Origin of the sequence: Pseudomonas sp. HMSC076A11 (assembly GCF_001810205.1) — a bacterium.
In the GTDB taxonomy this organism is placed as follows: Bacteria; Pseudomonadota; Gammaproteobacteria; order Pseudomonadales; family Pseudomonadaceae; genus Pseudomonas; species Pseudomonas aeruginosa.
Window position 1 is genome coordinate 34,461 of the sequence record NZ_KV800268.1, and the last position, 11,105, is coordinate 45,565.

General features: G+C 60.4%; 10 protein-coding genes. All 10 read right to left on the reverse strand.

Annotated elements, in window-relative coordinates; genetic code table 11:
- Positions 1 to 457, reverse strand: a 457-nt coding sequence (locus tag HMPREF2716_RS29765) for a PFGI-1 class ICE element type IV pilus protein PilL2 (RefSeq protein ID WP_256548103.1), incomplete at its 3' end; no start/stop codon positions are given.
- An 86-nt stretch (positions 458 to 543) separates the two neighbouring features.
- On the reverse strand, positions 544 to 2,517 hold the full coding sequence (locus tag HMPREF2716_RS03060) for a DEAD/DEAH box helicase (RefSeq protein WP_023084745.1): 1,974 nt from the start codon (positions 2,515 to 2,517) through the stop codon (positions 544 to 546).
- Positions 2,514 to 4,403, reverse strand: coding sequence for a hypothetical protein (locus tag HMPREF2716_RS03065; RefSeq protein ID WP_031675535.1), 1,890 nt, complete (start codon positions 4,401 to 4,403; stop codon positions 2,514 to 2,516). The genes HMPREF2716_RS03060 and HMPREF2716_RS03065 overlap by 4 nt, the downstream gene beginning before the upstream one ends.
- Positions 4,404 to 5,195: 792 nt before the next feature.
- A complete protein-coding gene (locus HMPREF2716_RS03070; protein WP_003105733.1) occupies positions 5,196 to 5,405 on the reverse strand; it encodes a cold-shock protein in 210 nt (69 codons plus the stop codon).
- A 306-nt stretch (positions 5,406 to 5,711) separates the two neighbouring features.
- Positions 5,712 to 7,631: a type I DNA topoisomerase gene (topA, locus tag HMPREF2716_RS03075; RefSeq protein WP_016264249.1), complete on the reverse strand. Its 1,920-nt coding sequence runs from the start codon at positions 7,629 to 7,631 to the stop codon at positions 5,712 to 5,714.
- A 115-nt stretch (positions 7,632 to 7,746) separates the two neighbouring features.
- A complete protein-coding gene (crpP, locus tag HMPREF2716_RS28460) occupies positions 7,747 to 7,944 on the reverse strand; it encodes an ICE-associated protein CrpP (RefSeq protein WP_031644039.1) in 198 nt (65 codons plus the stop codon).
- 301 nt (positions 7,945 to 8,245) lie between these two features.
- The gene (locus HMPREF2716_RS03085) at positions 8,246 to 8,734 is read right to left on the reverse strand and encodes a single-stranded DNA-binding protein (protein ID WP_003134107.1); all 489 of its coding nucleotides are present in this window, start codon (positions 8,732 to 8,734) and stop codon (positions 8,246 to 8,248) included.
- Between the two features lie 29 nt (positions 8,735 to 8,763).
- Complete coding sequence (locus HMPREF2716_RS03090) at positions 8,764 to 9,606, reverse strand: Rha family transcriptional regulator (RefSeq protein WP_016264250.1); 843 nt, start codon at positions 9,604 to 9,606, stop codon at positions 8,764 to 8,766.
- A gap of 47 nt (positions 9,607 to 9,653) precedes the next feature.
- A complete protein-coding gene (locus tag HMPREF2716_RS03095) occupies positions 9,654 to 10,202 on the reverse strand; it encodes a DUF3158 family protein (protein WP_016264251.1) in 549 nt (182 codons plus the stop codon).
- A 5-nt stretch (positions 10,203 to 10,207) separates the two neighbouring features.
- Positions 10,208 to 10,936 (reverse strand): PFL_4669 family integrating conjugative element protein, encoded by a 729-nt coding sequence (locus HMPREF2716_RS03100; protein ID WP_016264252.1) that lies wholly within the window; start codon positions 10,934 to 10,936, stop codon positions 10,208 to 10,210.
- Between the last annotated feature and the right edge of the window lie 169 nt (positions 10,937 to 11,105).

Consider the following 11,105-nt stretch of genomic DNA (forward strand, 5'->3'; position numbering starts at 1 on the left):
CCTCGTCGACCTTAACCTGCCAAGCTGGGCCGGAGAGGACCTGGAGGGTGTTGCGCAGGGTCATCGGGCCGAGCTTGTACTGAGCCGCCGGCAGTGGCCGGGTGTAGAGGATGTTCACATGACCGGCGTCTGCCGGGCACAGCGAGTAACCCGAGCGGCTCATCACGTACTGCATGGCGTCCTTGACGCTCGGGTTCATGCTCGACGGGATGGTTACGTCGATGATCTGGGCCATCAGGTCGCGTTGACCGGCACCAGGCTGGGTGCTGACCAGGGTGTAGCGCCCGTAGCGCACTACGGGCTCTTTCTCCGGCTGCACACCGTTTGGGTACAGGTCCGGAGAGAGCAGGTCTGGATTGCGGCTGCTGTCGAAGGCGGGCCTGGCCGGCTCGGCCTTGTGGGTCGTGCAGCTGGCGAGCAGCAGGCACAGCGTGAGAGTGGTCGACTGCCTGGTCATTGAGGCCCCCTTTGATGATGGGCACACAGTGGCAGGCCATTCGCCATGCTTCAGCAGGAAATACTCGGCGGAGGATCAGGGCTTTTTTATCCAGTTAGGCTTGCGGCTAAAAGCGCGCGGTTTCCGTCGAGCAGCTCGGGCTCGATGAGGTCCTGGGCAACCTGGCGTTTCGCGTTGAGCAGTTGCCACAGTTGCTCGTCGATCGTGGCCTCGACCAGTGGGATTTTCACCACGACCATGCGGAGCTGGCCGTTTCGGTACGCGCGGTCTTCGGCTTGTTCCTGCTGACCGGGAGTCCAGGGCAGGCCGAGGAAAAACACGTAGTTCGCCGCAGTGAGGTTGTTGCCCGTCCCTGCGGCCGCCGTAGTGCAGATGAACACCCGGCAGTCGGGATCCTGCTGGAAGCGATCGATCGCCTTCTGCCGCTTGGTGAGAGAGTCATTGCCCACCAGCGTGACGCAGCCGTGCCCGGCCTGCTCGCAGAGTTCCTTCAGCGCAGCCACGGTCGGCTTGAACTCGCAGAACAGGATCACCTTGTCCTCTGCGTCGAGCTCGCTCAACAGGTCCATTGCCACGCGAACCTTCACCGTTTCCAGGTAACGCCGCAGCGCGCCGAGTCGCGCGAAGACCGGTCGGTCCTCGAGGCGCAGCACGTCGTATTGCTGGCGTTCCTCGGTGGAGAGGGCCACCTTCAGCAACTGCCGCTGCTTGCCCTTGAGGCTGGGCAGCACATCTTTGCGCCTGCGCAGCATCCAGTCACCCAGCTCCGCCCGCAGACTCTGGCGGAACTCCGGGTTGCCGGCGAAACGGTCGCAGAACTCTTTCAGCGGCAGTTGGCCGATGGGGTGGCCTGAGAGGCGCAGCAGGGTGTGCAGCTCGGTCTCGCGGTTGAGCACCGGCGTGCCGGTAAGCAGGTAGCGGTTCGGCACTTGGGCGGCAATGTCGAAACCGTGCCGCGTGCATTGCGCCGTCGGTTCCTTCATCCGCTGCGCCTCGTCGATGACCATCACGGCGAAGCGCGAAGCGTTGGCGACGAAGGGGCTCAACTGCTCGTAGTTGACGAGGATCCACTGCGCCTCTGGGGTGTCCTGCTGAATGGCCACGGTGGCCGAGGGATAGACCTCCTGGATCTCCCGCTGCCAATTGATCAGCAGGGTGGCCAGGGTGATGACCAGAATTGGTCTGCCCGCCGCGCGGATCGAAGCGGCGATGACCGCCTGGCGGGTCTTGCCCAGTCCCATGTCGTCGGCCAGTAAGGCGCTGGTCCTCTGCAGCAGATGAGCGATGCCGTCAGGCTGGTGGGCCAGTAGTGAGTAGCCCTGAAGCGCCACCTCTATATCAGCCGAGCTGTACTCGGTGCGCTCGATCTCCGGCACCGCGGCGAGGTAGATGTCAGAGGCTGACTCGTCCTCCAGGGATGGCGCTGCCGGTTCCTGCTGTGGACCGCCGATGCTCATGCTGGGCAGCTCGGTCGACGGCGCGAAGCTGCCGTCGCTGAGCAGCTCCTGGACAGTATCCAGAATCTCGAATTGTTCCTCGGCGAGGCCAAGCTCCAGAATCAGGTTGCTGCGAAGCAACTCAGGTGTGGCGTCGATGCGCCAGGAACTCGATGGGTGCAGGAACACCCCACGCATCCGCCGAGCCACCGCCACCACACCAGGATGGAACTCGCCTGACAGTAGGACGCCGCCCTCGGCCAGGGGCGCGATGCGCAGCAGCAGCCCCCAGGTGAAGGCCTGTCGGTCAAGCGAGGCCTGCGCGGATTCGACCAAGCAGCTGAACTCCCGCCAGGACTGGGAGTGAAGACCTCCAGCAAGCTCGGCGAGACGGTTGTACAGAGTGTCCAGTTCAGGCAGCAGCTTGCCTTTGGGGACCCGCCAGTAGCGGTGCAACGGATGCTCCCGGGCGCTGATGAAGAAGCCGGACAGCTCCAGCAGCGCGCGGTTGCTGCCTGCGATGTAGGGGATCTTCAAGCCGAAGTCGTAGCCGTCGAAGATCGCCCGCTGCAGAAGCGTCGAAGGTGTCGCGGAGGTACGGTTGATCAGGCGTGGACGGTTCATCGGTCTTCCAACTGAGTGAGCAGCCACTTCGCCGTGGCTTCGGCGAGGCCCGCCTTCCAGCGACCATTGGCGAAGCGCGTCATGTGGACGGTCATGTCGGGCCAATTCAGGTTCGTCGCTATGGCTCCAGAGCGAATTCGTTCCATGAACCAGCGGTATGCCTGGCCGGCAGGCGAGTCGGTCGGCACGGGGGCATTATCGAATTCGCGCAGTTGCACCGTGGAAAGGTGCTTGGGATTCCAAGGCCTACCTATAGGCTCGCCATGCTCACGCCTGAGCTCCAATTCGGCAGAGGCCAGCGGACGACCAGCCTCACGTACTGAGAGCAGTCGGCAGTCTCCTCGGTAGGCGGCCTGGTCGTAGCTATCGATGCAATGTGCCAGAGCGATATGTTCGGCATATAGGTCGGCAGGACAGCGGAGCTCGACGATCTGCAGGCCATTAGGGCAATCGACAAGGCCGACAGGCAGCATTCCCTCCCAGGTGGTGTACTCGTCGGTGTCGACCAGATCGGGCAGGCTGCTCTGCACTGCGGCACGCAGCTCCCTCTGGACCTGGTGGTAGTCGTCCACCAGGTTGCCAGCCTGTCGATAGGTACAATGGCCCAGATACGCTTTCAGGGCGCTGCGCGCCTGCCGAACAACCTGTGAGTTCCCCTGGTCGAGGGCGGAATAGAACTCCTTGATGTCGCTCAGCCGTGCAGTGATTGCAAGCCATGCCGGATCCTGCCAATCCGACGGGCAGCCGTTGAAGAGACGGTTGTAGTCGGGCTTGGCATTGTGAATTTGCCAGGGGATCGCATTGTAGGCGGCATAGAATGCTGTCCATTGAGCGCGAGTGATCGGCCGCCGGTTACCTAGTGATGCAGCCAGTAGGAGAGCATGCCATCCCGAATGTCGGCCTTCCCGTTTGCGATGGAAGAGAGCTCCTCCCGCATGGCCGGGACTGACGTGACTAAGAAATCGAATCGAGGCCCGCGGCGCCTGAAATAGCCAGGCGAAAAAGTTGATGACCGAAATCCCTTCGTCCGCGACCTGCCCAAGAATACGGCCCATATCGAGGTACAAATCGCATGGCATGGCGGCGGCCTGCGGTCGTTCACTATCAATCAGGGAAAAGGGGCAAGGAAGGTAATGGTGGATGCTCTCGCCGTTGTCATTGGTCATCGTGTAGGGCCAGACTCCCTCCTCGCAATCCACCAGTAGCGGTGTCAAGACCGGCTGAGCCTTCAGCATTTGCAGTCGGCGCACCTGGTTGCCTTGAGCCAGCCAGTTGTAGAGCTGGGGCGAGAGGCACCGAACCGAGCGGATGGCGAACAGCAGGTCTTGGTCCAGGACCTGTCTGAAGGTTCGCAAGACCGCTCCGATCTGCTTCAAGTAGAACTGGTGCCTTGGCGCGTAGTAGCGCTTGTTGCTGTGGCTCGGATACACGAGGCGATGCGGAAGTCCGAGGTCGTCCCTGGCCATCTGAGTGGCTAGGTCGTGCGCTCGCTTGGTGTATGAGCTGAGTACAGCAACTGCGTCGTCGAACTTCTCAAGGCGCTGTAACAGCTTCAACGCCCCTGCCGGGGACGGCGTGCTTGCCGGGACACGATGGGCAGGCTTGCACTCCCACGCACCGATCAGTTGACCGTCGAACACTTGGAGTAGTGGCCCTGCACGCATGATGGTGTAACGAATACCGTTGTCCGCAGCGACGGTGATGCACCAGCATCTGGTCGCAGAGGTGCTGCGCAGGTAGTGACGGATGAACTTTGTCCGAGCTGTCCCAGCGAGGGAGAAATGCGTTGCCCAGGTGTTTGCAACGGCGAGCTGACGCTCGCTGTAACTGGCCAGAGATGGATCCGGCAACTGCTCGGTAGGGGATGCGTTATCGAGTGGTGGCAAGCGCTTGCTCCTGTGTAAGCGAGTAGCACTGTGGCCGGTTGGTGTGCTTCGGATCGATGGGAAATGTTCAGCACATGCAGGCTGTATTTCTGGACTCTACCAGATTTGAAATATCAGATAGAGGCTAAATACCACTACCAAGAGCAGTAGGCACGCGATAGCAGAAATTATAGCTTTCATGACTGTTGCCTTCATAAGAAGCCCCCGACAGGCCGGGGTGCGGGGCCAAGTCTGCCGGGGGCGGGGAACACGCTGGGGATATACGGCGTGTCCAATTGAGTTTAACTGGACGCGCTGATGATGCAAGGTTGATCAGGCATTCAACCTGAGATGAGTGTCTTCAGCTTTTGATGGTGTAGCGCACACCCTTGTCAGCAGCGACGGTGATGCATCAGCAGCGGGTCATAGAGGTGCTGCACAGGTAGTGACGGATGAACTTAGTTCAGGCTGACCCTGCGAGGGAGAAATACGTTGCCCAGGTGTTGGCAACGGCGAGCTGATGCTCGCTGTAACGGCCCAGAGATGGATCCGGCAACTGCTCGGTAGGGGAGGCGTTATCGAGTGGTGGCAAGCGCTTGCTCCTGTGTAAGCAAGTAGCACTGTGGCCGGCCGGTGTGTTGCGTATCGACCGAAAATGCTCAGCCCGGTTTGAAAGTATTTCTCTTTCTTATGAGGCGGGGTTGGTGAGGAGGATGGTGACGGGCATGTGAACTAGCTGTGATAACTGCACAGCTCTGAGGTAGAAATTATAAGTCCCGCATATGCGGGACTTATTAATTGGTGCTAACAGCCCTACAGAGCTTGCACTTGTTCGGCCTGCGGGCCTTTGGCGCCTGCGGTAACGAAGAAGCTTACACGCTGCCCTTCGTCAAGGGACTTGTAACCGCTAGCTTCGATCTGTCGGAAGTGAACAAAAACATCTGCGCCGCTTTCCGGGGTGATGAAACCGAAACCTTTAACTTCGTTAAACCACTTAACAGTACCAGTTTGGCGAGTTGCCATGATGTATATCTCCAAAATTTGAGAGTGCGCAGGTTCAAAGCCTGGCTAGAGCTGAATGCAGAGAGAAGACAAACCGAGGAGATGAGGATCGAACAGACTGAACATCAAGGCGGGACGCTAAACTGGGCACGCAGTAGAGACCACCATACAGGTTTCGGTGAGATTAGATAGCTTTCATTTTACCGAGGTGAGAAACCTGACGGACGGCGGCCACGAGTGGAAGCTAGAGAAATTGCCTGAAAACGACACAGGCAACACATGTTGCCTGCTCTTTTTCCGGAGTATCCGTGGCGCCGCGAATACTACCTATAGCCCGCGCGGGTTGTCGAAGTCAGGCCGGCCGCTCTTGGTGGGGTAGCTAACCTTGCACCCTGTTGTTCGATAGCCGCTGCAACCCCAGAAGTCGAAGCCGCCCTTGCCGGCTTTCTTGCGGTGAACCAGGGGCAGACCGCACTTGCCGCAAAGGAAGTCGTCGGACGGTGCCGAGGAGACATTGGCGGTGGAGCTTGCGCGTGGTTCGTCCTGTGCGCTGGGGAGCGCGCGGAGTGTCTGCAGCTCTGTCTGTAGTAGCTGGTAGAACTGCTGGACCACGTTCATGTAGGTGTCCTCGCTGTTGGCGATCCGGTCCAAGGCGACCTCGAGGTTGCGGGTGAAGTCGAGGCTGAGGAAGCTGAAGTTGTGCTCTAGGAGCGCGATGGTGGCCTCGCCCAGCTCGCCGGGGACCAGGCTTCGCCCCTTCATCTGCACCTGGCCCTTGTCGATGATGTTCTTCACGATCGAGGCGTAGGAGGATGGCCGACCAATCCCGCGGCGCTTCATCTCGCCCACCAGGCTGGCGTCGGTGAATCGCTTGGGAGGGGTGGTTTTCTTCTCCAGGACTTCGCCGCTGTAGACCTTGAGTATCTGGCCTGGCTCCAGCGCCGGGATGGGGTTTGAAGGCGTTTCGTTCTTCTGCTCCTCGGCGTCATCGCCCTGCAGCAGTTTTCGCCAGCCAGGCACGTTCAACAGCTTCCCTTTGGCGCCGAAGCGCAGCGGCTTTTTGTCGGGGCCGACGCCCAGGAGGGTGATGGTTCTCACTGCGTACACGGTAGCTTCGATCTGGCTGGCAAGCGCACGAACTCGAATGAGCTGGTACAGGGCCTGCTCATCAGCAGTTTCACCGGCGGTAGCGGCCGTCCAATCGGTGGGGGTGATGGCGGGGTGGCCCTCTTGGGCGTCCTGGTCAGCCTTGAACATCCGCTGTTGCTCAACACACTTCAGCCCCAATGCCTTGGCGACAGCACGGATATCCGGCATGGAGTCCTTCGAAATATTGGGGTTGTCCGTCCGGTGGTAGGTGATGAGCCCCTGTTCATACAGCCGCTGGGCGATCTTCATCGTCTTGTCGGGTGACCACTTCAGCGCATTCCCGGCGGCCATCTGGAGCGAGGAGGAGATGAACGGTGCCGGAGGCGTATCGGTTTCTTCGCCATCGATGCAGGTCTCGACGATGACATTGCGTATAGCCCCCACCAGTTCTGCGAGTTGACGATCCTGGACATACGGGAACTCCTTGCTGGCAAACGTGGGCACTGGATCCCACTCCGCCTTCCAGGTGCGGCCGTCGCTGGGCGAAACGAAGGCCAGTTCCACCCCGAAGTGCTTGATTGCTGTGAAGGCGCGAATCTCCCGCTCTCGCAGGACCACCAGGTACACCGCGACGGACTGCACGCGCCCGGCGGTGGTTGGCCTGCCCATCACGCGCCGCAGCTCTGGCGTGACCAGATACCCCACCAGGCGATCGATGACGCGACGGCATTCCTGCGAGGCGACCTTCGGGAGGTCCAGACGGCGCGGCGAGCTGAGCTCGGCGCTGATGCACGACTTGGTGATTTCCTTGAAGGCAACGCGCTTGTAGTTCTTGATCCCGGCAGCCTGGAGGATGTGCCAGCCGATGCTTTCGCCTTCGCGATCCGGGTCGGATGCGACGTAGATTTCCACGGCTTTCTGCCGCAGCTCCTTCAGCCGTGCTACGGTTTTTTCCTTGCCTGAGAGGATCTGGTAGTGCGGTTTGAAATCCTGGCCCACGCCGACGGTGAGCATCTGCGGATCCTGGCCGTGAACGGGTAGGTCTCTGATATGACCGGCAGTCGCTTCGACCTGCCAGGTCACGTCGGGACGAATCGAGGGGAGAAGGGATCTCAGCTTTTTCAGCTTGCCCGGGGCTTCAATGATTACGATGTGCATCGGCGGAGTCTCTCGGAACAGTCGGTCGAACTGTCGCGATCAGAGAGCGGGCCAACAATGCGAAATGGACGGTGCGTTGTTGCAGTTTTCGGGAGGTATTGAAAGGCAGGGACAATCAGAAGTCGAGCTGCTGTTGCTGCTCCTGGGCAAACCCTTTCAACCAGGACGCCCGCATCGCAGGATGACTGTAGGGGCAGTCGAACACCCGTAGCCCTTTCCGCGCGGCCTCAGCACCAATAGCCCGTACAGTCCGGTGGGGATCGTTGAAGTGTCGTCTGTCCAGCTTGTCGGTATCGGTCGCTCTCTTTGACACACTGCACCTCGTAATATTAAGACCGGCGTTTAACTGTCGCGTCGGCAATGCGTTGGGCCGTCCGTATGAAGGCTGCGCGAACTTCTTCCTCCATAAGCACCATGCACTCCAGTACTAATATCTCGTCGGCGCTGAGCGGAGGCCTGGTCAACTTCTCTGGGCAATGCGTGCCTGCTTGGTCACCTTTCCTGTTCATGGCGGAGTTCCTGTCGGGCGAGTATTTGTAGAGGTTGCGGGCGGCGAAGAGTAGTGCTTGCCACCCGCAGCTTCACGAATGGGCGGCCAAAAATTAAGCCGCCTGCTACATGGGGATGTCGTCGTCGAAGGCGCTGTCGTAGTCTTGCTGCGATTGCGCATCCTGCTGAGCAGGTTGCTGCGGGACGTTCCGAGACTGTTGATGCTGGGTCGATTGGCCGTTGGTAGACGGCAACAGGGTGACCTCGGCCAGGCGATGCGGAAGGATGGAAATGCGCGAGGCTTCGACCTTCAGCGCCTGGACTTCTTCGCCTGACTCTTTGTCCGGCCAGCGGTCCATGATCGCCCTGCCTTCGACCTTGACGCGCATACCTTTCGTGAACAGTTCGGCGAAGCGCTGGGCATCCTGATGCCACCATTCGACGCTGCACCAGAAGCCGCCGCGATCCTTGTAGCCACCTTGGCCATCGGGAATCGAGTTGTCGAACATCACGTTGAGACGCAGCAACTGCCGCGGGGGATTGTTGCCGTTGGGGAAGCTGCGGTGCTCCGGCGCCGAGCCGATGTTGCCTTCCCAGAAGACGGGGGTAGCCATGATGAATCTCCAGTCGGTTGAGTAGGGGGTTAGTGGGTGGAACGTGGTTTGAAGGGGGAGCGAGTGGCGCGGCTGGCCACGTACCCGAGCAGTTCACGGGTTTGCCGAGACGTTGCAGCCAAGGTGTTGGCCATGTGCTCCTTGAACACTTCGCTGGCCAGCTTTTCGACGCCACTGTCGTAGAGGGAGTTGAACAGCAGCTCCGCGTCATGAGCGGAGCGCAGCAAGCCGTAGAGCAGATCCTTGGCGATGGAAGAGCCGGCCACGCTGGGCAAGGACTTGGCGGCCACACCTTCACCGATGATCTGACCCTGGAGGAAGTTCAGGGCCTGCTTGATCTGCTCGGGAGTCGCCGCGTCCAAGGACTCGACGGCCAGGTAGTTGCATACGACCTGTTCTGTCCTGGGGCGTGCCGGCTCGCCGAGGGTGTGGTCGCGCATCAGGTCGAGGGTCTTGATGGCGAACTGGAGCAGGTGGTTGTGGCTGAGGATCTCGGGTTGCTCGATGAGCGCCTGTTCCATCTTGTTGAAGGCGTTGATGTAGGCCTCCTTCCACCGGGCGGCCTCCTTGCCGGTGAATCCCATGCAGAGGAAGGTGAAGCCGTCGCGGGTCATGCGGAATGCGGGTTCCTCCCGCTTGGCCCCTTTGGGCCCCAGCACGGTCTGGATCGTGGGCGCAAAATTGCGCTCATGAAACTCCGTCGAGCAATCCAAATTGCGGATCGCGCGCAGAACATCCTTGTGCTGCTTGCCGAAGTGTTTGGCGACGTCGAGGCTGGTAGTGGTGGGTTTGCCGCCGGTGATCTCGACGCTGACCTCGGTGGAGGGCTGGGTATTGGTGTTGGAAACGGCCTTGTTGCTGATGTTGCTCATGTTCTCTCTCCGTTGGTGATCGTTTCGTCGAAGGTAGAGCGGTACAGCTACATGCCCACCGAACCAGGGCGGGTCTGACTCTGCTGCAGTCGGCCCATGAACTCGGCCTCGGCCTGGCCCATCTTTTCCGCGCACTCTGCGGCCTGCTTGCCGATGGAGTGGATCAGGCTGATCTGCATGTTGAGGGTGATGCGCTGCAGCTCCATCTCGTAGAGGTCTTGCAGCAGGTATTCCGGGGTCTTGTCCTGGCGCAGCATTTCCGTCCACACCCCGACGCCCATCCGCCGAGATGCAATGTTCTGCCAGCGAAGAAAGGTTGTGCGGGCGGATGTGCGCTGCTCGATGAGTCGGGTGGGCAGTAGAGTGAAGGGTGGGCGACGAACCTGGGCCAGCAGTCCCTGGGCAAGTTCCAGTAATCCCTGCTCCAGGGCTTCGCACTGTTCCGCCAACTGGGCCAGCTCCCCCTTACCTTTAAAAGGCTTTAAAAGGCCTTTTAGTGAGGCACTGTGTTGCAGCGCCTGGAAGGCAGTTTGTTGCAGTGGGCGGAAGGCACTTTGTTGCAGAGCTCCTTGCTGGTCCTTATCGAGCTGCCGCATTCCGATCAGTCCTCGAGCTCGACACGGTCAGCGTCATCATCGGCATCACTGTCAGAGCGGCCCCGGGTGATCGGCGGAGCGAAGTTCGAGCGTCGGGTGCCCTCCAGGATGTCCTGCGGGATCTCGCCGAACTTCTCGTACATCTTCCGCGCGGCTTCGGCGCGAGCATTGTTTGCGGCGAAGTCGTCGCGAGTGGTGCCCGAGAACTGGTAGCTCTGGGCCAGACCAAAGAGGCTGCGCAGCACCGACGCACCTTCGTCGAGCCAGACCTCCATGTCGCGGCGACCGACCAGCCCGACGTGCTGGGCCAGCAGGATTCGACGGGCGAGTTCGTCGTAGTTGGTCAGGAGATAGACTGCCTTGAAGCCGAGAGGGTTGGAGATGAACAACGGGACCTTGACCGGTGTAACGGACAGGTTCTCGGAGATATCGAGGGTCGCGGGCAGCTTGGCCATGACGTCATCCAGTCGCTGGTCGATGGCCTTGAGTGCGGCTTGGCAGCTCTCGACTTTCTCTTCGATCTGAACCAGCCACCAGTCGGAGTACGGATCGTCCTGTGCTGCCCCGCGGTGCATGCGATTCACGTATGCGCAGAAGCCGGAGAGGCCGAGGATGCTGTGCTTGGCATCCGACTTCTGCCTGCCGGTCCAGATGCGGGCGGCGTGATAGGTGTGAAGCGTCAGGGCGACATCGCTGCGGAGAGAGCCGATCTGAAGCCGATGGGTTTCAGCCATGGTGCAGTGTTCCTATATAGGGAAGGGGTTCGGCCACATCGTGCTGATCGGGGTAGGAGCGCGCAGTAGGAAATACATGGTTCGTCGCTGGGGAATTTCCCATGGCGAATCGGAGCAAGGCACTCAGCTCGCTGTCGGCGCCGAAGTCAGTTCCTAGTGAAGTGGTTCC